The sequence below is a fragment of the Methylorubrum extorquens genome (assembly GCF_024169925.1).
Classification (GTDB): Bacteria; Pseudomonadota; Alphaproteobacteria; order Rhizobiales; family Beijerinckiaceae; genus Methylobacterium; species Methylobacterium extorquens_A.
In genome coordinates, this window is the sequence record NZ_JALJXF010000001.1 from 1,628,163 (window position 1) to 1,648,741 (window position 20,579).

At 70.8% G+C, this 20,579-nt stretch carries 25 protein-coding genes; 8 read left to right on the top strand and 17 right to left on the bottom strand.

Annotated features, from left to right (window positions below):
- Positions 1–230 precede the first annotated feature (230 nt).
- Positions 231–836 (top strand): superoxide dismutase family protein, encoded by a 606-nt coding sequence (locus tag J2W78_RS07740; protein WP_253373992.1) that lies wholly within the window; start codon positions 231–233, stop codon positions 834–836.
- A gap of 45 nt (positions 837–881) precedes the next feature.
- Here J2W78_RS07740 and dxs read toward each other — a convergent pair whose 3' ends face one another.
- The 6 genes from dxs to ygfZ all read right to left on the bottom strand — a co-directional run bounded on the left by dxs (position 882) and on the right by ygfZ (position 5,928).
- The gene (gene dxs / locus J2W78_RS07745; protein WP_253369463.1) at positions 882–2,858 is read right to left on the bottom strand and encodes a 1-deoxy-D-xylulose-5-phosphate synthase; all 1,977 of its coding nucleotides are present in this window, start codon (positions 2,856–2,858) and stop codon (positions 882–884) included.
- An 89-nt stretch (positions 2,859–2,947) separates the two neighbouring features.
- The gene (locus J2W78_RS07750) at positions 2,948–3,214 is read right to left on the bottom strand and encodes an exodeoxyribonuclease VII small subunit (protein WP_253369465.1); all 267 of its coding nucleotides are present in this window, start codon (positions 3,212–3,214) and stop codon (positions 2,948–2,950) included.
- A gap of 99 nt (positions 3,215–3,313) precedes the next feature.
- Complete coding sequence (locus J2W78_RS07755; protein ID WP_253369467.1) at positions 3,314–3,826, bottom strand: tyrosine phosphatase family protein; 513 nt, start codon at positions 3,824–3,826, stop codon at positions 3,314–3,316.
- A gap of 13 nt (positions 3,827–3,839) precedes the next feature.
- Entirely contained in the window at positions 3,840–4,415 is a 576-nt protein-coding gene (locus tag J2W78_RS07760; RefSeq protein WP_253373993.1) for an HD family hydrolase, read from the bottom strand.
- 35 nt (positions 4,416–4,450) lie between these two features.
- Positions 4,451–5,077, bottom strand: coding sequence for a DNA-3-methyladenine glycosylase I (locus J2W78_RS07765; protein ID WP_253369469.1), 627 nt, complete (start codon positions 5,075–5,077; stop codon positions 4,451–4,453).
- Entirely contained in the window at positions 5,074–5,928 is an 855-nt protein-coding gene (gene ygfZ / locus J2W78_RS07770; RefSeq protein WP_253369471.1) for a CAF17-like 4Fe-4S cluster assembly/insertion protein YgfZ, read from the bottom strand. Before ygfZ ends, J2W78_RS07765 begins: the two co-directional genes overlap by 4 nt.
- 127 nt (positions 5,929–6,055) lie before the next feature.
- Here ygfZ and J2W78_RS07775 point away from each other — a divergent pair, with 127 nt between their 5' ends.
- The gene (locus J2W78_RS07775; protein ID WP_253373994.1) at positions 6,056–7,393 is read left to right on the top strand and encodes a dihydroorotase; all 1,338 of its coding nucleotides are present in this window, start codon (positions 6,056–6,058) and stop codon (positions 7,391–7,393) included.
- Positions 7,394–7,416: 23 nt separating this feature from the next.
- Positions 7,417–7,683 carry a hypothetical protein gene (locus tag J2W78_RS07780; RefSeq protein ID WP_253369473.1) on the top strand — a complete coding sequence of 89 codons (267 nt, stop codon included), beginning with the start codon at positions 7,417–7,419 and terminating at the stop codon, positions 7,681–7,683.
- Between the two features lie 145 nt (positions 7,684–7,828).
- On the opposite strand, the gene J2W78_RS07785 is transcribed toward J2W78_RS07780, so the two are convergent.
- The 5 genes from J2W78_RS07785 to J2W78_RS07805 form a co-directional block, all read right to left on the bottom strand.
- Positions 7,829–8,083 (bottom strand): hypothetical protein, encoded by a 255-nt coding sequence (locus J2W78_RS07785; protein ID WP_003604705.1) that lies wholly within the window; start codon positions 8,081–8,083, stop codon positions 7,829–7,831.
- A gap of 339 nt (positions 8,084–8,422) precedes the next feature.
- Positions 8,423–8,878: a TIGR02301 family protein gene (locus tag J2W78_RS07790; RefSeq protein WP_253369475.1), complete on the bottom strand. Its 456-nt coding sequence runs from the start codon at positions 8,876–8,878 to the stop codon at positions 8,423–8,425.
- Positions 8,875–9,360 (bottom strand): NUDIX hydrolase, encoded by a 486-nt coding sequence (locus tag J2W78_RS07795; RefSeq protein ID WP_253369477.1) that lies wholly within the window; start codon positions 9,358–9,360, stop codon positions 8,875–8,877. Before J2W78_RS07795 ends, J2W78_RS07790 begins: the two co-directional genes overlap by 4 nt.
- Positions 9,357–10,496: a hypothetical protein gene (locus J2W78_RS07800; protein WP_253369479.1), complete on the bottom strand. Its 1,140-nt coding sequence runs from the start codon at positions 10,494–10,496 to the stop codon at positions 9,357–9,359. The genes J2W78_RS07795 and J2W78_RS07800 overlap by 4 nt, the downstream gene beginning before the upstream one ends.
- A complete protein-coding gene (locus J2W78_RS07805) occupies positions 10,489–11,211 on the bottom strand; it encodes an SDR family NAD(P)-dependent oxidoreductase (RefSeq protein ID WP_060772393.1) in 723 nt (240 codons plus the stop codon). The genes J2W78_RS07800 and J2W78_RS07805 overlap by 8 nt, the downstream gene beginning before the upstream one ends.
- 353 nt (positions 11,212–11,564) lie before the next feature.
- Between J2W78_RS07805 and J2W78_RS07810 the strand changes: the two genes are divergently transcribed.
- Entirely contained in the window at positions 11,565–11,948 is a 384-nt protein-coding gene (locus tag J2W78_RS07810) for a response regulator (RefSeq protein WP_253369481.1), read from the top strand.
- A gap of 34 nt (positions 11,949–11,982) precedes the next feature.
- Here J2W78_RS07810 and pdxH read toward each other — a convergent pair whose 3' ends face one another.
- Complete coding sequence (gene pdxH, locus J2W78_RS07815; protein WP_253369483.1) at positions 11,983–12,627, bottom strand: pyridoxamine 5'-phosphate oxidase; 645 nt, start codon at positions 12,625–12,627, stop codon at positions 11,983–11,985.
- A gap of 86 nt (positions 12,628–12,713) precedes the next feature.
- Between pdxH and J2W78_RS07820 the strand changes: the two genes are divergently transcribed.
- The 3 genes from J2W78_RS07820 (at position 12,714) to fabI (ending at position 15,417) form a co-directional block, all read left to right on the top strand.
- The gene (locus J2W78_RS07820) at positions 12,714–13,256 is read left to right on the top strand and encodes an RT0821/Lpp0805 family surface protein (protein WP_253369485.1); all 543 of its coding nucleotides are present in this window, start codon (positions 12,714–12,716) and stop codon (positions 13,254–13,256) included.
- A gap of 151 nt (positions 13,257–13,407) precedes the next feature.
- On the top strand, positions 13,408–14,352 hold the full coding sequence (locus J2W78_RS07825) for a DnaJ C-terminal domain-containing protein (protein ID WP_253369486.1): 945 nt from the start codon (positions 13,408–13,410) through the stop codon (positions 14,350–14,352).
- A gap of 237 nt (positions 14,353–14,589) precedes the next feature.
- On the top strand, positions 14,590–15,417 hold the full coding sequence (gene fabI / locus J2W78_RS07830) for an enoyl-ACP reductase FabI (RefSeq protein WP_003605474.1): 828 nt from the start codon (positions 14,590–14,592) through the stop codon (positions 15,415–15,417).
- A 3-nt stretch (positions 15,418–15,420) separates the two neighbouring features.
- On the opposite strand, the gene J2W78_RS07835 is transcribed toward fabI, so the two are convergent.
- The 3 genes from J2W78_RS07835 to J2W78_RS07845 form a co-directional block, all read right to left on the bottom strand.
- The gene (locus J2W78_RS07835; RefSeq protein ID WP_253369489.1) at positions 15,421–16,110 is read right to left on the bottom strand and encodes an MOSC domain-containing protein; all 690 of its coding nucleotides are present in this window, start codon (positions 16,108–16,110) and stop codon (positions 15,421–15,423) included.
- 1 nt (position 16,111) lies between these two features.
- Complete coding sequence (locus J2W78_RS07840; protein WP_253369491.1) at positions 16,112–17,257, bottom strand: AAA family ATPase; 1,146 nt, start codon at positions 17,255–17,257, stop codon at positions 16,112–16,114.
- A gap of 87 nt (positions 17,258–17,344) precedes the next feature.
- Positions 17,345–18,349 (bottom strand): polyphosphate kinase 2 family protein, encoded by a 1,005-nt coding sequence (locus tag J2W78_RS07845; RefSeq protein WP_253369493.1) that lies wholly within the window; start codon positions 18,347–18,349, stop codon positions 17,345–17,347.
- Positions 18,350–18,524: 175 nt separating this feature from the next.
- On the opposite strand from J2W78_RS07845, the gene J2W78_RS07850 reads away from it, so the two are divergent.
- Positions 18,525–19,121, top strand: coding sequence for a histidine phosphatase family protein (locus tag J2W78_RS07850; protein ID WP_253369495.1), 597 nt, complete (start codon positions 18,525–18,527; stop codon positions 19,119–19,121).
- An 82-nt stretch (positions 19,122–19,203) separates the two neighbouring features.
- On the opposite strand, the gene J2W78_RS24715 is transcribed toward J2W78_RS07850, so the two are convergent.
- Both J2W78_RS24715 and J2W78_RS07855 read right to left on the bottom strand, forming a co-directional pair.
- Entirely contained in the window at positions 19,204–19,338 is a 135-nt protein-coding gene (locus J2W78_RS24715) for a hypothetical protein (protein ID WP_003606816.1), read from the bottom strand.
- 99 nt (positions 19,339–19,437) lie between these two features.
- On the bottom strand, positions 19,438–20,535 hold the full coding sequence (locus J2W78_RS07855; protein ID WP_253369497.1) for a tyrosine recombinase XerC: 1,098 nt from the start codon (positions 20,533–20,535) through the stop codon (positions 19,438–19,440).
- Positions 20,536–20,579 lie beyond the last annotated feature (44 nt).

Sequence of the window (20,579 nt, forward strand, 5' to 3'; positions counted from 1 at the left end):
GATGCTCACGTGATCGAGACGGACCGGCCCGTCCCCTGTCGGAATGCGCCGCTTCGCGTTACCTACAGCATCGCGTGAGACGGCGCGTGCCGGCTCGTCCGAAAAGGGCGATGCGAAATCCGCTTTTGCCGGGTAGCCCGGATTGCGCACCGCCTCAAGCGGTGGCGGAATCCCGGGCGGAACCGCCGGGCCGCAGCAACGGAGTGAGTCAGTTCATGAGAGATGCCATCATGCGAGGGGCCACGACGCCTGCCATCCGCCGTATACCGGTCGCCATCCCTTTGGCGGCGGCCCTGCTCGCAGGCCTTGCCGGGTCCGCCTTCGCGCAGGATGGCAAGGAGGCTCCGAGGGAGCCGGCCCCCGCCAAGACGGAGAGTGCCGGCGCGCCGCAGACCTACGAGAGCGCGATCACCAACGGCAAGGGTGACACCATCGGCAAGATCATGATCCGCGACGGGGCGAACTCCCTCGTCATGCGGTTATCGATTCAGGCCGGCGGCCTGCCTCCGGGCTGGCACGGCATCCATTTCCACGCCGTCGGCGACTGCTCGGACACGGAGAAGTTCGAGAAGTCGAAGGCCCACGTGAACCACGACCAGAGCAAGCACGGCCTGCTCAACCCCGACGGCCCGGACGAGGGCGACCTTCCCAACGTCTTCGCCAACGCCGACGGCTCGGTGAACGCGGAAGTGTCGAGCGAAACCCCGCTGACCGGCGAGGGCGGCCTGCGCGACGGCGACGGCTCAGCGCTGATTATCCACGCCAACGAGGACGACCACACGAGCCAGCCCATCGGCGGCGCGGGCTCGCGCATCGGCTGCGCGGTCATCAAGTAACACGCCTCTTGCCCTCCCCCTGCGGGGGGAGGGCGTTGTCGGACGTTACCGCTTCAGGCTCACCACGCTGCCCTCGCGCTGCGCCGCCTTCTCGGGCAGTGCGGCGCGGACGGCTTTGAGGATGCCGTCGGCGTCGAGACCGGCCTCGGCGTACATCTTCTCCGGCTTGTCGTGGTCCTGGTAGCTGTCCGGCAGCGTCAGCGTGCGGACCCGGACGCGGCCCGTGTCGAGCACGCCGCGCTCGGCCAGCAGGTGCAGCACCATCGCCCCGAAGCCACCGACCGAGCCTTCCTCCACCGTCACCAGAACCTCGTGGCTCATCGCCAGATCGACGATCAGCTCCGCGTCCAGCGGTTTGGCAAAGCGCGCATCCGCCACCGTCGCCACGACACCCTCGGCCTCCAGCGCGTCGGCCGCCTTCAAGGCCTCCGACAGGCGCGTGCCGAGCGAGAGAAGCGCCACCCGCGCCCCTTCCGGACGCCGCACCACACGGCCCCGGCCGATCGCCAGCGGCTCGCCCTTCTCCGGCAGCTCGATGCCGACACCCTCGCCGCGCGGGTAGCGCAGTGCGATCGGGCCCGAATCATGCGCGTGGCAGGTCGCCACCATGTGCACCAGTTCCGCCTCGTCGGCGGCCGCCATCACCGTCATGTTCGGCAGGCAGCAGAGATAGGCCAGATCGAACGCGCCCGCATGCGTCGCGCCGTCGGCACCCACCAGACCAGCCCGGTCGAGGCAGAACCGCACCGGAAGGTTCTGCAGCGCCACATCGTGCACGACCTGATCGTAGGCCCGCTGCAGGAAGGTCGAGTAGATCGCCACGAACGGCTTGTAGCCTTCCGTCGCCAGACCGCCGGCAAACGTCACCGCGTGCTGCTCGGCGATGCCGACGTCGAAGGTCCGGTCGGGATGCGCCTTGCCGAACAGGTCGATGCCGGTGCCGCCGGGCATGGCGGCGGTGATCGCCACCACCTTCGGGTCGGCGTCGGCCGCCTTGATCAGGCTCTCGCCGAACACCCTTGTATAGGCCGGGGCGTTGGCCTTGGCCTTGGCCTGCACGCCCGAGACCACGTCGAACTTGACCACGCCGTGGTAGCGGTCGGCGCTGGCCTCCGCGGGCGCGTAGCCCTTGCCCTTCTGGGTGACGACGTGGAGCAGGATCGGGCCCTGGTCCGAGTCGCGCACGTTCTTCAGGACGGGGAGCAGGTGGTCGAGGTTGTGCCCGTCCACGGGGCCGACATAGTGGAAGCCCATCTCCTCGAACATCGTGCCGCCGCCGACGATCAGCGAGCGGGCATACTCTTCCGCTGCCGCCGCGCGCTGGTAGAGCGCCTTCGGCAGCAGCTTGCCGAGCTGCTTGGCGGTCTCGCGGAGCGAGCGGTAGGTGCCGCCCGAGGCCAGCCGCGCGAGGTAGGCCGACATCGCGCCGACGGGGGGCGCGATCGACATGTCGTTGTCGTTGAGGATGACGATCAGGCGCGAGTGCAGCGCGCCGGCATTGTTCATGGCCTCGTAGGCCATGCCCGCCGACATCGAGCCGTCGCCGATCACCGCGATCATGTTGCGGCGCCTCAGAGCCGGGCCGCCCGCAGCCTTGGCGTCCGCCTCGTTGAGGTCGCGCGCCACGGCCATGCCGAGCGCGGCGGAGATCGAGGTGGAGGAATGCGCCGCGCCGAAGGGGTCGTACTCGCTCTCCGAACGCTTGGTGAAGCCGGACAGGCCGCCACCCTGGCGAAGCGTGCGGATGCGGTCGCGGCGGCCGGTGAGGATCTTGTGCGGGTAGCACTGGTGGCCGACGTCCCAGACGATGCGGTCGTCGGGGGTGTCAAAGACGTGGTGGAGCGCCACCGTCAGCTCGACCACGCCCAGCCCCGAGCCGAGATGGCCACCGGTGATCGACACGGCGTCGATCATCTCGGCGCGCACCGCGTCGGCCACCCGCCGAAGCTCGCTCTCCGGCAGAAGCCGGAGACGATCCGGCGTCTCAAGACCCTCAAGGATCGTCGTGTCCGCTAGTGCCACCGGACCAGCCTCATGCCCGAAGTAAGGAACGGCGCGCAAACCTTTGCGCGCGATGAGTTTTGTCGTGATCGAAACCGCACCCGCGACGCCTACTCGACGTCGAGCGGCGCGGTGCCGGCGGCCCGGCTATCCGGCCCGATGGCGATCTTCTGGATGCGGGCCTCGGCCCGCTTCAGCAGGGTCTCGCAGTGACGCTTGAGCGCCTCGCCGCGCTCGTAGATCGCCACCGACTCGTCGAGGGGCACGTCGCCGCGCTCCAGCCGACGCACGATCTCCTCGAGCTGCTCCAGCGCCCGCTCGAACGGCAGATCGTCCGGCGCCGCTGCGGCAGATGCCTCGGGTTTAAGATCGTTCATCCCGGATTCCCTTTGGGGCGGGTTATGACGGGCGACGTGCGGTCGCACAAGCCCGGGTCGATTGCGTGCGACCGATCTGCGCCCCACGCGGCATGCCCGTCACGTCAAGGTGAGGTGGAACGGCGTGCCCTCGAAGGCCTCGGCGCCGCGCCCGATCCCGGCAATGGCCGCGATCATCCGCCCCTCGCGCCCGAGCAGGCGGTCGGCGATCTCCACGAACAGGCGGTTCGGCGTGGCGCTCGGCGCGAGACGCCGCAGGTCTTGCGCGAGATCGGCCTCGTCCCGATCCGGCCGCAGGGCGCAGGCCGTAGCGAAGGCCGCCGCGGTGGAGCGGCTGATCCCGGCATAGCAGTGGATCACCATCGGGTTTTCGCGGGGCCAGGCGGCGACGAAATCGAGGACGCTGCGCACATGCGCCTCACCCGGCGGCAGATGGCCCTCCATCGGCACGACGATGTCGCTGAAGCCCACACGCAGATGGTGCTCCGGACGGATCGCGGCCGGACGCACCACCGCACTGCCGAGCGTGGCCAGGGTCACGAGATGGCTCGCGCCGCTGGCCGCGACGGTCTCCCGAAGGCGCGAGAGGGGGCAGACGTGGATGACGGGCATTCTCTTCTGGGTCTCACGCTCCGCGCTGAAGTGCCGCGAAGCGGTCGAGATAGCACGCCTCCGCCTCCGCCGTCGGCCATCCGGCGACCAGCCGCTCGATTTCGGCGTGACACGCGTCCGGCAGAACCGGGGGGCGCCCGAAGATCGCGTCGGCCTCCGCGCTCGAGAAGCCGGCCAGCCGGGTCGCCTCGATCGCCGCGGCGATGCGGTCGGCGCGCTTGACCAAACGCGAGAGCGCCGGGGAGGGCGCGGCGAGCCCGAAGCGCTGGCGGATCGCCGCGAGTAGGCGCCGCTCGACGCTGCGATAGGCGTCGCCGATGGCGTTCTTCAGCGGCGAGATGATGTCGCCGATGACGTATTCCGGCGCGTCGTGCAGCAGCAATTCGAGCCGCTCCGGGGCGCCGATCCGCGGATCGAGGGCGCCGCCGATCGCCTCCACCAGCAGCGAGTGCTGCGCCACGGAGAAGACGTGCGGCCCCGCCGTCTGCCCGTTCCAGCGGGCGACGCGGGCGAGACCGTGGGCGATGTCAGTGATCTCGACATCGAGCGGCGAAGGGTCGAGCAGGTCGAGCCGCCGGCCCGACAGCATCCGCTGCCACGCCCGCGCCGGTTTCTTCGGGGCACTCACGGATGGCGGCCCTCGCCCAAGGCGGCGCAGGGCGCGTGGCGGTGGCAGCCGGTGAGATGGTCGTTGACCATGCCGACCGCCTGCATGAAGGCGTGGACGATGGTGGGGCCGCAGAAGGTGAAACCCTTCACTTTCAACGCCTTGCCCATGCTTCGTGACACATCGGTTTCGGTGGCGATCGCGGCGCGGGTGGCCGCGTTGGTCTGGATCGGCCGGCCGTCGCAGAAATCCCAGAGGAAGGGCGAGAAGCCGGGACCTCCCTCCTCGATGGCGAGCCACGCCCGCGCACCGTTGATCGCGCCGCGGATCTTGGCGCGGTTGCGGATGATGCCGGTGTCGCCCATCAGCCGCTCGACATCGGCGTCCGTGAAGCGGGCAACCCGCTCCGGCTCGAACCCTTCGAAGGCCCGGCGAAAGCCCTCGCGGCGGCGCAGAATGGTGATCCACGACAGGCCCGCCTGAAACCCGTCGAGAATCAGCTTCTCGTAGAGGGCGCGGGAATCGAACTCGGGCACACCCCACTCGGTGTCGTGATAGGCGACGTAGAGCGGATCGGTCCCCGGCCACCAGCAGCGCGGGCAACCGTCGGGATGAAGGATGAGGCCGGAGGCATCCGCGCTCATCCGGCCACGGCCGTGTCGGTGGGGAAGGCGAAGCTGGCGAAATCGGGCTTGCCCAGGGCCGCGATCGTGCCGCCCGCCCGCACCGGCTCGCCGACGGCGAGCGCGTCGCCGAGGCGGTCGAGGCGGATCGTGGCGAGCCCCCGCTCGCCCGCCGCGCTGCCCGTGACGCCGAGGCTGCGCGCGCCGGCCGTCACCTCCGTGCCGGGCTCCGGCGCTGGGCCGTCGCGGTAGACGATGGGCAGGATGCGGGTGCGGGCGGTGCCGCGGTGCTGCATCCGCGAGACTACCTCCTGCCCGACATAGCAGCCCTTCTTGAAGTCCACGCCGCCGAGCTGGTCCATCAGCGCCTCGTGCGGGAAGGCATCGCTGAAGGCGAAGTCGCGCCCGCCCTCCGGCACGCCGAGGCCGATGCGGTGGGTGTGGTAATCAGCCTCCGTCGCATCCGCCGAGAAAGCGCCCTCTGCGAAATACAGTCGCTCGCCCAGCGCGGGCAGGCGTCCGTCGCGCACCCGCACCGTTTCGGCCGCGGTCTCGGACCCACCCCAGGCGGCGGCCACGCCGAGCGTGGGCTCGGCGGCCACGCTCACCTTGGCGCGCAGGCGGTAGAGCCCGAGGCGCTTGACGAGGTCGGCGACGCGCTCGGCCGTCGCATCGAGCCGGAAGCCATCGCGTGTGCGGGACACCAAAAAATCGAACTGGATCTTGCCCTGGGGCGTCAGCAGCGCGCCGAGCCGCGCTTCGCCCTCGGGCAGCGTCTCGACGTTGCAGGTGAGGATGCCTTGCAGGAAGGGGAGCGCGTCCGGGCCGGACACGGCAACGACGGCACGGTCCGGCAGCAGGGCGATCGGCATGGCATCTCCTCGGATCAGGACGGCGGCGTTGCACGCGTGGGACGCCTGACATAAGCCGCCGCTATCCGCGTCTCAATCGCGACGAACGAACCGGGAGAGCCCGATGGAAGCACCGATGGACGCGCCGATGGAAGCCTCCTTGGACCTCATCCTGTCCGGCGGCACGCTGGTAAACCACGATGGCGAGCATCGTGCCGATCTCGGCATCCGCGGCGGACGGGTGGCGGCCATCGGCGACCTCTCGGGCGCGTCGGCGGTTGAGCGGCGCGATTGCCGCGGCCTGCACCTTCTTCCCGGCGTGATCGACAGCCAGGTGCATTTCCGCGAGCCCGGCCTCGACCACAAGGAAGACCTGGAAACGGGTTCGCGCGCGGCGGTGATGGGCGGCGTCACGGCGGTGTTCGAGATGCCCAACACCAACCCGCAGACCACGAGCGCCGAGGCGCTTGCCGACAAGGTGGCCCGCGCCCATCACCGGATGCACTGCGACTTCGCCTTCTGGGTCGGCGGCACCCACGAGAACGCAGGCGAGGTCGCCGCGTTGGAGCGGCTGCCGGGCGCGGCCGGGATCAAGGTGTTCATCGGCTCCTCCACCGGCTCGCTGCTGGTCGAGGACGATGCCGGCGTGCGCGAGATCCTGAAACGCATCCGTCGCCGCGCCGCCTTCCATTCCGAGGACGAGCCGATGCTGCGGGACCGCAAGGGGCTTCGCGTGCCGGGCGATCCCGCCTCGCACCCGGTCTGGCGCTCGCCCGAGGTCGCGGTGAAGGCCACGCAGCGGCTGATCGCGCTCGCGCGGGAGACGGGGGCCCGCATCCACATCCTGCACATCTCGACCGCGGACGAGATGCCGATCCTGGCGGAGGCCAAGGATGTGGCGAGCGTCGAGGTGACGCCGCACCACCTCACGATCGACGGGACGGAAGCTTACGCCCGGCTTGGGACGCTGGTGCAGATGAACCCGCCGGTGCGCGACGCCGGGCACCGCGACGGGATCTGGCGCGGGCTGTCCCAGGGCGTGGTCGACGTGCTCGGCTCCGACCACGCGCCGCATACGCTCGAGGAGAAGGCCAAGCCCTATCCCGATTCCCCCTCGGGCATGACCGGCGTGCAGACGCTGGTGCCGATCATGCTCGACCATGTGAATGCCGGCCGGCTCTCGCTCGCCCGGCTCGTCGATCTGACGAGCGCCGGCCCCAAGCGCCTGTTCGGCATCGCCCGCAAGGGGCGGCTCGCCGTGGGTTACGATGCCGACGTGACGGTGGTGGACCTCAAGCGCCGCGAGACGATCCGCAACGAGTGGATCGCCTCGAAATGCGGCTGGACGCCCTATGATGGGCTCACCGTCACCGGCTGGCCGGTGGGCACGGTGGTGCGGGGCACGCCGGTGATGTGGCAGGGCGAGCTGGCCAACCCGTCGCGGGGCGAGGCGGTGGTGTTCGAAGAGGCGCTGCCGGCGGGGTAGGGCAGGCTTCGGAAGGAGTCAGCATGGACGAGGATCTCGACGGTCTGACGCGCGAACAGCTCGTGGAAGAGGTCCGCCGTCTGCGCGCCGGCATCTGCGAGCACCGCGACGCCACCGGCCACGCTCTCTGTTGGCACCATCCGAAGCTGTGGGGTCTGCTGCCGGAGCCAGCTGCGCCGGACATCGCCGTGCCGCCCTGGCCGAAATTCATGCGGGGCTGCCTGCAGTACCAGGAGAGCCTCGACCGCCAAGCTCCCGACGCGCCCGTGCTCGACGCCGATTACGGCTGAAGCCTCCAAGGTCCTATCGAGGGAAGGGACTGCTTCGCCGCCCAGGGTAGCGGCGAGCCGGCACCCCACTTCATCGTTGCCGAGCCACAGCCGCGAACGCGCTTGATCTCGGAATTGTCCGTCCGTGCCGGTCCGCGGGTAGCCCTCAGTGCTGCAGCGTCGTGGTGAACCCGCCGCCGCGGATGCGCTCCGGCAGGGTCTCCGCGTAGCGGGCGGTGGCGTCCTCGCCGTAGGTGGCGACCAACTCCTGGAACGCCGCGAACAGGGCCGCCTGGGCCATGCAGTCGCCGTCGATCCCGTCGAGGCAGCCCTCCGCGAAAGCTTCCGTCACGAGGCCGAGCGCGAGGCGCTTGCTCTCCGCGTCGGCATCGAAGGTTGCGGTATCGGCATCGTGGATCATGGCGGGCGGCTTCGTTTCTCGGCCGGAACAGTGCCGGCAAGACATCGTCACGATACGGCAGCCTTCACGGGCCGGGAAGCAGGGAATTGCGAAGAGGTTAACGCGGAGGCGCAATTGCGAAGGAATTTCGCAAGGCCTCCGGAGTGTGGCGAAGCCGCCACAAACGCGATTGCACGGCCGAATCCGGAGCGGATTCTGTTGAAACGAAAATCGGACCAGCAGGAAAATGCGTGTCAAACCAGGGATCTAGCGCATCGCCCCGAAAAGCAGCCACCGGCTTTCGGGCGATTGACGAGGCTCGGAAGACGCCGATCCGATGCGATCGAACCGGATACGATATTAACCGCCGAACCGCCCGGCGATGGCGTGCGAGAGCCGCTCGCCCTCGGCGACGTAGCGACGGGCGGCTTCGTTCGCGGCGGGGGTACAGACCCGGTAGGTCAGGCTGTAGCCGCGGAAACCGCGATTGTAAGCGCCGGCGAGGCGGTCGCGGCGGCTCTGCGTGATCCCCTCGCTGTCGAGGATCGCCTTCATCCGCGCCGGCCATTCGGCGGCGTCCGGCGCAGCGCACAGCGTGCGCAGGAAGGCGAGCGCCCCAACGATCTCGGACAGCCGCATCAGGTCGCGGTCATAGGGCGCGGGCGGCGGCTCGGCCGGGGGGGGCGGCTCCTTCTCCTTCTCCGGCGGCTTCGGCGCGGATCGGGCCGTGCCGGAGCGCTGCTGCGCGAACGCCTCCGCCGCCGGAGTCAAAGCGAGCAGGGCGGCGAAGATCAGGCGGGCCAGTCCCGTTCTCATACCAAGCCTTCTGCCGAGCCTTCTGCCGCCGTTCGTATGCGGGAGAACGCCTCGCGCAGGGTCTCGATCAGCCCCGGCGTGGTGGCCAGGCCCGCGACCTCGTCGAGGCTGGCCCAGCGCACGGCGAGCGCCTCCGGCCCGGGCACCGGCTCGACGGCGCGCCAGAGGGCGGCGTGGGGATGGATCACGTAATGATGGCGGATGCGGTCGGTTTCATCCCGCAGGATGATCTCGGTCGGCGTCAGGCTCGGGCCGACCACCTCGGCGAGCGATCCGACTTCTTCCTGCAATTCGCGTAACGCCCCCGCCGCGAGGGATTCACCCGCCTCCACGAGGCCGCCGGGCAGGGTCCAGACGCCGCGCATCGGCTCGTTGGCGCGGGCGGCGAGCAGCACGCGGCCGTCGCGGATCACCGCGACCGAAACCCCGATCAGCGGGCGCGCCGGAAACAGCCGCCCGTCCTCCTGTCCCGGGTCGCTCACGGCGCGGAAACCGCGACGAGGCGCCCGTCGGCGAGCCCGACGAGGATTGTCTTGGCGGTTCCGCCCGCGTCGAGCACGGCGACACCGTGAGCGGCCGGAGCGGGCAGGGGGAAGCGCGTCCGCTCGACGGGAGTGGCGCCCTTCCACGACACTACCGCCAGGGCGCCGCGGCCCGCCACCGGCAGGGCGAGGTCGGGCGGGGCGCCGCCGCCGCGGGGAACGGGAGCGGCGAGATCCGCCGCTTCGCCCGCCGCCGGGCCGGCATAGCCCGGCGCTTCGCCCGCGAGGCTCAAGGTTCCATCGGCGATGCGCCAGAACTGGAGCACGCCCTCGCCGTCGGGCGCGCGGATCGCGGCGATCTGCGGCTGGCCGCTGCCGGTGAAGTCACTGACGGCGGCGAGCGCCAGCGGCGCGCCCTCGGGCCCCTGGCCCGCTTGCGGCGGCGTCTGCGCCCGGAGGGTCCAGACGCCGTCCGCCCCCTTCGCCGCGACGGCGAGACCGGAGACGGCCGGTCCCTGCGCGGTCACGGCGGCCACCGCCGGGCGGCCGTCGAGACGTGTGATGTGAGGCGTGCGGCCGGCAAACACCCGGTCGTTCCCCGGCGCGAGGGTCTGGGTCGTCACCGGTACGGCCTTCGGCTCGGCGGTGACGCCGAGGGGCTGGCGCTCGCGCAAGGTCAGCACGCTCCCCTGGCCCTGCGCGCCGCCGAGCGCGCGGGTCGGGCCGGTGAGATAGGCGCTGAGCGGCCCGTCGAGGGCGCGGCGCGAGCCCGGCACGGCCCCGCGCGGCGTCTCGGCAGCGGCGAACCCTTCGATCGCCTCGGCACCGATCAGCGTGGTGCGCAGGTGATCGCCTTCGAGACTCAGCACGGCACCGCCGCCGTCGCCCCAGACCACGACGACGGATTGCGGAGCGGTGCTGCCCGTTGCCTTCGGGTCGGCGCTGGCAGGCGCACGGGCGACCGGCAGCAATCCGGAGGTCGCCACCGAGAGGGCCACGTCGCTACCGGGGCCGCGCATCGCCTTGACGGCAAACGGCAGCGCGACCGGCTCGACGGGCGGCCCATCCCCCGCCGCGAGGGCGGGGAAGGCGGCCAGCGACAGCAGGGCGGCGAGAACCGCCCGGCGGTCAGACATGCTGTCCGCCGTTGATGTGAAGTTCGGCGCCGTTCACGTAGGAGGAGGCCTCGATGCAGAGAAAGTAGATCGCCTTGGCGACCTCGTCCGGGGTGCCGAGCCGGCGCTGCGGGATCTGCTCCACCAGCTTGTCGGTGCCGGGCGAGAGGATCGAGGTGTCGATCTCACCGGGCGAGATCGCGTTGACGCGCACACCGAGCGGCCCGAAATCCGCGGCCATCTCGCGGGTGAGACCGGCGAGCGCCGCCTTCGAAGTGCCGTAGGCGGCACCCGCGAAGGGGTGGACCCGCGAGCCGGCGATCGAGGTGACGTTGACGATCGAGCCGCGCGCGCGGGTCAACTCGTCGCACAGCCCCCGCGCCAGCAGGATCGGTGCGAAGAAGTTCACTTGGAAGACGCGGGCCCAATCCTCGTACTCGGTGGTGAGCGCGCCGAGCCGCTCGCCCTCCGGGCCCTTCGGCGAGATGCCGGCATTGTTGACGAGCGCGTGCAGCAGGCCGCCCTCGGCGGCGAGCCGCTCGGCGACCTCGCGCACCCCGCGCACCGTGTCCGCCGCGTTGGCGAGATCGACCTGGAGGTGATCCTCCGGTCCCATCTCCCAGGGGCAGTTCTCGGGGAAGGGGTGGCGCGAACAGGTGATGACCCGCCAGCCCGCGGCGGAGAAGCGTTTGACGGTGGCGTGCCCGATGCCCCGGCTGGCGCCGGTGAGCAGCAGCACCCGTCGACGATCGTTGGATGAGGCCAAAGCCGGTTCCTCGCTGCCCGCCCCGCGCACCGCGGTGAGCGGGAGGGGCTGGGTCTTTACCAAGGGATAAGCCGCGCCCCGCCGGAAATCCAGGGCCGCGCTGCATTGCGAAAGGCGCCGGAGACGCAGCGCCTCGGGGCCCGGCGGAGCACTTCACGCGATAGCCCCCAGCCTGCGCACCCGGAACGGCCGGTGCCATGGGCCCCCACGCGTCTTCCCCGCTTGTCCTGCGTCGGCCTTCATGCAACCCCGGAGCGGGGTCGCGGATTCGAGAGATCGTGCCGGCGGATCAGACGCGTGCTCGGACGAGGGATGCAACGGGTGTGAGCGAGACGGACGCGAGGCCGACCGTCCTTGTCGTGGAGGACGATGCCGTGATCCGGCACGCTGCGGTCGAGCTGATCGTGGAGGCCGGCTTCACCGTGCGCGAGGCCACCAACGGCAACGAGGCGATCCGCATTCTCGACCAGGAGCAGGACGCGGGCGGAGCGGTGTGCGTCGTCGTGACCGACATCGACATGCCGCTCGGCATCGACGGGATCAAGCTCGCCGCCTGCATCGACCGGCGCTGGCCGCGCATCGGCATCGTCATCACCTCCGGCAAGGTGCGGCCCGCGCCCGGCGACGTGCCGACCGACGGATTGTTCATCCGCAAGCCCTACACCGAAGAGAGCCTGGTCGCGGCGATCCGCTCGGTAATGCCCTGAGCGGCCCTGATCGTCTCCGATCAGGGCGTCAAAATCAGGGATAGAGCCGCGCGCGGGCCCAGCCGTCGCCGTCGCGGGTGAAGCGCACCCGGTCGTGCAGGCGGAAGGCGCCGTTCTGCCAGAACTCCAACTGCACCGGGGCGATGCGGAAGCCGAGCCAGTGCTCGGGGCGCGGCACCGGGCCGTTCTCGTACTTCTCCGACAGGGCGGCGACCTCGGCCATCAGGGTCGGGCGATCGGTGAGCGGACGCGATTGCTGGCTGGCGATGGCGCCGATGCGGCTGTCGCGGTGGCGGCTCGCGAAATAGGCGTCGGCCTCCTCGCGGGTCACGGGGGAGACGGGGCCGCGGGTGCGGATCTGCCGGCCGAGAGACTTCCAGTACAGCACCGTCGCCGCCTGCGGGTTGGCGCGAAGCTGCCCGCCCTTGGCCGACTCGGCGTTGGTGTAGAAGACGAGCCCGCGCGGATCGAAGCCCTTCAACAGCACCACCCGCACGTCGGGCAGGCCATCCGCGTCGGCGGTGGCGAGCGCCATCGCGTTGGCGTCGACGGGCTCGGAGGCCTCCGCCTCCGTCATCCACGCGGCGAACAGCGCCCAGGGGTCGCACGACAAGGTGAAGTCCTCCGGATGGACCGAAGGCGCGTTCGCATCACCCTCTCTTAACCGATCGATGGCCATTTTCTTCCCTGTGGCAGCCGGGTCGGGGGGCACCGACGTCGGGCAGCAACTCCGTCGGACCCCCGTCTGTCTCGAGTTCAGGTGTAATGCGTCTGCGTCCGTGTAAAGGCCTCGCCCCAGCGCTCTCCCCCGAAGGGAGGGCCGGTTCGACCCGTGGATATGCGACACGATGCGGTTTCGGCGCCCGGATCGCGGGTCTGCTGACCCTCGGCCTTGCCGCCCTCTCCTGCGGCGCGTGCAGCGGGCCGATCCTGTCCTTCAAGGCGGAGGAGGCGCCGGCCGCGCCCGAACCGCTCGTCACCGGTAGCATTCCGAAGCGGCCCGCGAGCTTCGGGCGCGACCTCGACGGCGAGGATTGGCGCCGCGCCCACGCCGCGCTCTCCGTCGCCCTCGATCCGCAGGGCAACGGCCGCCCGGTGAAGTGGGACAACCCGGAGACCGCCATGCGCGGCAGCATCAACCCGACCGGCCTGCCCTATGTCGCCGGCGACGAGATCTGCCGCGACTTCCTCGCAACGGTGGTAGGCGGCGCCAACAACCGCTTCGTGCGCGGCACCGGCTGCAAGCCGTCCGGCGGCGAGTGGGAGCTGAAGCGGGTGCGCACCTCCAACCCCCATGCCCGCTCCTGAGGCTTTCGCGCAGAGCCGGACGATAAAGTGATCGCGGACCGGTGAACGGGGCCTCGGGGGCTGTTGCAGAGCGGCAACGCCCTTCCCACGTTGAAGACGTGCGGCAGAGGCCGTATCCCTATCCGGTTGCGACCCCCTCAAAAGAATGCCGATGCGAAACCCCTACGACGTTCTGGGTGTCCCCAAGGGCGCGGGCGAGGCCGAAATCAAGAAGGCCTTCCGCAAGCTCGCCAAGGCGTACCACCCCGACAGCAACAAGGACCCGAAGGCCAAGGAGCGCTTCTCGGAGGCGAACACCGCCTATGAGATCCTCGGCGACAAGGAGAAGCGCGGCCAGTTCGACCGCGGCGAGATCGACGCCGAGGGCAAGCCGCGCGCGACCGGCTTCGAGGGCTTTTCCGGGTTCGGCGGCGGGCGGGGCGGCGGCGGAGGCGGCTTCGACTTCGAAGGCTTCACCCAGCGACGCGGCGGGGCCGGCGGTGCTGGGCCGGGCGGCGTCGGGGAAGACTTCATCAGCCACATCTTCGGTGAGGCGTTCCGCGCGGGCGGTGCCGGGCCGGGCGGGCGCGGGGGGCCGATCCGCGGCGAAGATGTCGCAGCCGAACTCAGCGTGACGCTCGAACAGGTCGCGGGCGAGGAGAAGATGCGCATCGGCTTGCCGGGCGGGCGCGACGTCGACGTGATGATTCCCAAGGGCGTCGTCGATGGCCAGACCATCCGCCTGCGCGGCCTCGGCGGCGCGGGCGGTCCCCGCGGCGAGCCCGGCGACGCGCTGCTGACCATCCGCATCCAAACCCATCCGGTGTTCAAAGTGGAGGGCGCGGATCTGCGCGCCATCGTCGATCTGCCGCTGGAGGATGCGGTGCTCGGCGGCGCCCTGCGCGTGCCGACCCTGACCGGCGCGGTCGAAATGAAGGTGCCGGCGATGACGAGTTCCGGCCGCACCTTCCGCCTGCGCGGAAAGGGCCTTCCGAAGAAGGACGGCACCCGCGGCGACCTGTTCGCCACCACCGCCATCGTTCTGCCGGCCACGGACGACGCGGCCCTGACCGAGTATGCCCGCCGCCGCCGCGAGGCCAAGGCCGGGACGGCGTAAGGCGCGTCGTGCCACAGGGCGGGCCTCGGTTTCTGCCGAGGCGTCGAGCGGAGCGAGGGCTCGCATATTCCGCCGCTGGGCTGTTGGCGATCGAGGCCCGAACGGGTTCACCGGGATCGCCCTGAGGCGATCCCGTGCGCCTTGAGGCTTCCCCCTCCGGCCACCCTCGGCTAAGGAAGCCCCCGGCGCAGGGCTGCCCCTCAAGAGGCGCCCGCGCGGCCGAAGCGAAGGTGACGCATGTCGGAACAGAAGCCGGGCGGGCTGCTCGCGGGCAAGCGCGGGCTGGTATTGGGCGTGGCCAACAACCGCTCGATCGCCTGGGGTATCGCCCGCAGCGCCGCCGCGCACGGGGCGGAATTGGCCTTCACCTACCAGGGCGAGGCGCTGAAGAAGCGCGTCGAGCCGCTGGCGCGCGAGCTGAACGCGCATGTGGTCGGCCATTGCGACGTCACCGATCCGGCCTCGATCGATTCCGCCTTCGCTGCGACCGCCGAGGTGTTCCCGGACGGGATCGATTTCGTCGTCCACTGCATCGCCTTCTCCGACAAGGACGAGCTGACGGGGCGCTATCTCGAGACCTCGGAGGCGAACTTCACCAAGTCGCTGCTGATCTCGTGCTACTCGTTCACGGCGGTGGCACAGCGCGCGGAAAAGATCATGCGCAACGGCGGGTCGATGCTGACTCTGACCTATTACGGCGCCGAGAAGTGGATGCCCCACTACAACGTGATGGGTGTCGCCAAGGCCGCGCTGGAAGCCTCCGTGCGCTACCTCGCCGCCGATCTCGGGCCGAAGCAGATCCGCGTCAACGCGATCTCGGCCGGGCCGATCAAGACGCTGGCGGCCTCAGGGATCGGCGACTTCCGCTACATCCTCAAGTGGAACGAGTACAACGCGCCGATGCGCCGGACCGTGACCATCGAGGAAGTCGGCGAGACGGCGGCCTACCTGTTCTCCGACATGTCCCGCGGCATGACCGGCGAGATCCTCCACGTCGATGCCGGCTACCACGTCGTCGGCATGAAGAACCCGGACGCGCCGGACATCACCCGCGAGCGGGAATAGGGTTCACCTCTCTTCCCCGAGCCGTCGGCGCCAATCCTCCACGGCGCCGCTCGCGAGCCGGCGGGCGGCGAGCGTCCGCCAGGATTCGGTGAGGGGCGCGAGACCGGCGATCGTCCGCAAGGCCGCCGCGTCGAGGCGGTCCACGTAGAAGTGGTGCAGGAGCCGCGACAGCGGCCAGTCCGGATGCGGGCGCTCGACGAGTTCGAGCACGTCGTCAGCCGCCACGACGCCCGTCTCGATCACCCGGTAGTACCAGCCGGTGCGTCCGCTCGCCTGCACCCGCCGGGCCATGTCCGGCACGGAAAAGCGCAGGTTCAGCTTGAAGCAGGGCTGGCGCGCCTGCGAGACCTGAAGCAGGGCGCTCCCCACCCGCCAGAGATCGCCGACGCAGATCTCGGCCTCGGTCAGGCCATGGGTCGAAACATTCTCGCCGAAGGCACCGGGCCGCTCCAGCAGATCAGGCAGGCCGGGCAACTCCGCGCGCCACGCGGCGGCATGGTCGAGGGCGTAGTGGTGCACGGCCTTTTCCGGGCCGCCATGGACACGCCGGTCGGCCTGCTCGTCGCCCGCGAGACCGAGCGGCCCCACGGCGACCGGCCCCTCCACAGGCATCTTGGCGATGGCGCTCGCCGCGCCCTTCTCCCCCAGCGGCGCGACGCGACCGGTCAGCACCGCCTGTAGCGCGACCCGCATCTCACTCCTCCCCGTCCTCGTCGGAAAAGTCACCGGCCAAACGCAGCCCCTCGATCCAGGTCGCCCCCTCGCGCTTGAGCACGAGGCGCGGACGCACGCCGCTCGACCCGGTGACCGCCGCGGCAAGGCGCTCGGAATGCGTGACCAGCCAGACCTGCGTTCGACTCGAGGCCTGCACGATCATCCGCGCCAGCGGCTCCATCAGGTCCGGGTGCAGGCTGGTTTCGGGTTCGTTGAGCGCGAGGAAGGGCGGCAGCCGGTAAGCGAGCAGCGCGCCCGCGAGCGCGAGGTAGCGCAGCGTCCCGTCGGAGAGTTCGGACGGTTCGAAGATCCGCTTCGGATACTCGGCGAAGATCACGCCGAACCGCGCCTCGCGCTCCGGCGGCGGCACGACAAGGCAGGCGCCGGGAAAGGCGTCGGCGAACGCCGCGTCGAGGTCGATCGTATCGCCGCGGATATGGGCCAACGTCGCGAAGACGGCGGCGAGGTCGGCGCCGTCGGAGGCCAAGGTCGGCGTCGTCACCGCGAGGCAGGGGCGGCGGAGCGGCGAGCCCGCATCGGTGCGCACATCGTGGTAGAAGCGCCACGCACCAAGCGCCTGCCGCACGATCTGCAATTCGGGAAAGCGCACTGCGTCCTGCAACGCGGCCAGCGCCGTCTCGGTCGGCAGCAGGTCGGTGCCGAAGGAGCGCTTGCGGCCCTCCTCGTCGCGCACGAAGCCCGCCGGCCCGTCGCGGTCAAGCACCGTGACCGGTCGCGCGCCGGCCTGCACGGTGAGCCGCTCGCTCTTCACCTGCGGCTCCAGGGCGAAAGCCGCGCTGCTTATCGGCGGCGGGATACCGACCTCGACCGCATAGGTATAGGCGTGGCCGGTGGTCTCGTCCGCCAGTTCAGCAGACAGCCGCACCCGCGCCGGCTCGCCCTTGCGGCGGGCGCCGGCCCAGAGCACGGATTCCATCCCGCCCTCGGCGGCGAGCGCCCGCGTCAGCCGCCCGGAGGCGGCCGTCTGGAGCAGGCCGAGGGCGCGGTAGAGGTTGGTCTTGCCGGTGCCGTTGCCGCCGACGAAGACCGAGAGTGATCCGACCGGAAAGCGGATGCTCTTCAGCGACCGGTACCCGGCCGCCTCGATCTCGCGAACCGTCGGCATCGGTGTGCCCCCGTGAGCCTGGAAGGGCGCCGATCTAGACCGTTTCGAGACCGATTCGGAAAGCCCGCCTCCCGAGTTTGCGCAGGCTCAATCTGGCACCTTGATGCCGTCCAACCCCTTGCGCGGCTCGGGAAAACGCGGGTCCATCGCTTCCAGCGTGTCGGCGATGGTGCGGGCGACCATGACGTTGCGGGCCCATTTGCGGTTGGCCGGCACCACGTGCCAGGGAGCGTAGGGTGTCGAGCAGCGGGCGAGCGCATCGTTGAAGGCGGTCTGGTAGGCGTCCCAGCTCTTGCGCTCCACGAGGTCGGCGGGGTCGAACTTCCAGTGCTTCTCCGGGTCGGCGAGGCGCGCCTCCAGGCGCTCCTTCTGCTCGTCCTTGGAGATGTGCAGGAAGAACTTGAGGATCACCGTACCCGAGACCGTGAGCAGCCGCTCGAAATCGTTGATGATCCCGTAGCGCTCGCGCCAGGTCTCCTCCGGCACGAGGCCCTTCACCCGCACCACGAGCACGTCCTCGTAATGGCTGCGGTTGAACACGCCGATCAGGCCGCGGCCGGGCGTGCGCAGGTGGTAGCGCCAGAGGAAATCCTGATCGAGTTCCTCGGCGCTCGGCAACTTGAACGACCAGACCCGGCAGCCCTGCGGGTTCACCCCCTCCAACACGTTGCGGATGGTGCCGTCCTTGCCGCCGGTATCGATCGCCTGGAACACCACGAGCAGGGAGCGGCGGTGCTCGGCGTAGAGCTTTTCCTGCAAGCCCTTGATGCGCGTGCGCTGCGCGTCGAGTTCGGCCTTGGCCGCCGCCTTCTCGAGACCGCCGGTGGCGTCGGGATCGATCGCGGCGAGGTTGACGCTCTGGCCGGGTTCGACCGTGACGATGCCGGGCGCGGCCGGCGGCAGGACCGGGTGAAGATGCGGGGACAGGCTCGGCGCGGTGCCCGTGCCCGCGATCGCCGAACGGGCCCAGCCGGCGAAGGACGGCGGATGGTCGGGCCACGCCGCCTGCGGTTGTGTTTCCGCCGCTTTGTCGCGCCCGGCGCTTTTTTCACTCCCGGCGCTCTTGCCGTCCTTGCCGTTCTTGCGCGCCATGCCGAAGATTACCTGCTCACGAGCCGATTGCGCGACCGCCGTCGCGGACCCGCAAGGAAGGGATAAGCTTGGAGCCCCAACAGATGCGCCGCCTTCGCCGTTCCCGATCCGGCGCGTCGGGGTCTTCGAAGGCGGGGTGTTCGAAGGGATGCGCCGGTTGCACCGGAGCCGCCGCATGAGCGGGGTGCCGACGATCTGGTTCGTGCGCCACGGCCAGACCGACTGGAACGCGGAGGGGCGCCTTCAGGGCCACCGCGACACCGATCTCAACGCCACCGGGCTCGCCCACGCGGCGGAGGCGGCCAAGCGCTTGCGCCGGGTCGCCGGAGCGGAACTGCCCACGGCCGACTACGTCGCGAGCCCGCTCACCCGCACCCGCCGGACGATGGAGATCCTGCGCACCGGCATCGGCCTGCCCGCGGGGGGCTACCGGGCCGATGTGCGGCTGCGCGAGATCGGCTTCGGCGCCTGGGAAGGCCGGACTTGGGCCGAGATCCGGCGGCGCGATCCCACCGGCGCCGCCGCGCGCGACCGTGACCGCTGGGGCTACCAGCCGCGCGGGGAGGGGGCGGAGAGCTACGCGATGGTCGAGGCGCGGGTGGAGGAAGTGGTGGCGGAGCTACGCCGACCGACCGTGATGGTCGCCCATGGCGGCGTCGCCCGGGCGCTGCTGGTCATCGCCGGCCATCTCGACATCTACGCCGCCCCGCGGCTCGGCATCCGCCAGGGCAGCATCCTCGTCATCGAACCCGGCGGCTGGCGCTGGGCGTGACGGGATTCTTTCGGGGGACAGCGCTCGAAAGGCCGTGCGGGCTGGTCGAGCGCTTCTCCTGAACGGGCCCGTCCGAGCCCGGTCAGGCCCGCGCGGCACGGCCGCGGGCGAGCAGGCGCACGGCGGTGACGGGGAGGAGGAGCGTCTTCACCGTGGCCGTGACGGCCAGGACGGCGAGGACCGGCAGGATCGCGAGACAGATTCCGCTCACGCGCATCGGACACTCCTTGGGGCTGCTGAAACGGCGGCTTTCGACCGCCTGGTTGATGACAATCCGCCACTCAATCGCGGCAAGACCAAGGTGAAGGGAGCAAACTCACGCATTTCTGCGCTCCGCCGGCCTATCCTGCCGGACAGAATAGCCAGACCGGTCGCTCGGGCTTTGCTCTGCATCAACGGTTTCGGACCGCACGGACGCCGGTTCCGAGGGCGGCAGCCGCCGGGCGCGGGGATGGGCGTCCTCGAAGGCGCTCATCAGGCGGGCGGCATCGACCTTGGTGTAGATCTGCGTGGTCGAGAGCGAGGCGTGGCCGAGCAGTTCCTGGATCGCCCGCAGCTCGCCCCGGCGGGCGAGCAGATGCGTCGCGAAGGAATGTCGCAGGGCGTGCGGCGTCGCGCTCTCGGGCAGGCCGAGCGCCCCGCGGAGCGCGGAAACCGCGTACTGAACCACCCGCGGCGAGAGCGGCCCACCCTTCACGCCGACGAAGAGCGGCCCCTCCGGGTCGAGGGTGTGTGGGCAGAGCGACAAGTAGGCGGCCACCGCCTCGGCGACCGTCGGCAGCACCGGCACGGCGCGGACCTTGCCGCCCTTGCCCGTCACCCGCACCTCGTCGATGCCCGGCATCGGCGCGTCGCGGGCGGTGAGCCCCAAAGCCTCCGAGATGCGCAGCCCCGAGCCGTAGAGGAGGGCGATCACCGCCGCGTCGCGGGCGAGCACCCACGGAGCGCGGTCGTCGTCGGGGCGGGTCTCGGGCGCGGTCATCGCCAGCGCGGCGGAGATGGGGAGCGGGCGCGGCAGGCGCCGCTCGACCTTGGGCGAGCGCACCGCGCCGAGCGCCGCGACGCTGCCGTGCCCCTCCCGTTCGAGGAAGCGGGCGAAGGAACGCAGCCCCGCCAGCATCCGCATCAGGGAGCGCCCGCCGATCCCCTCGGCCCGGCGCGCGGCCATGAAGGCGCGCAGGTCGCGGGGTTTCAGGGCGATCAGCCCGGCGATGGTGGGCGTGCCGGCGCGGGCGGCGCGATGGATCAGGAATTGGCGCAGGTCGCGCTCATAGGCCTCGACCGTGTTGGCGGCCATGCGCCGCTCCCGCGCCAGCGCCTCGCGCCAGCCCCGCATCGCCGCGCGCAGGGCGGCGTCGCCCGGCGGCAGCAGGGCTTCGGGATCGACGGAATCGAGGGACGCGGTGCGCATCATTGCCGGCAGCAAGCGCCCGGTAGGGTTGACGAAGGGTAAACGGC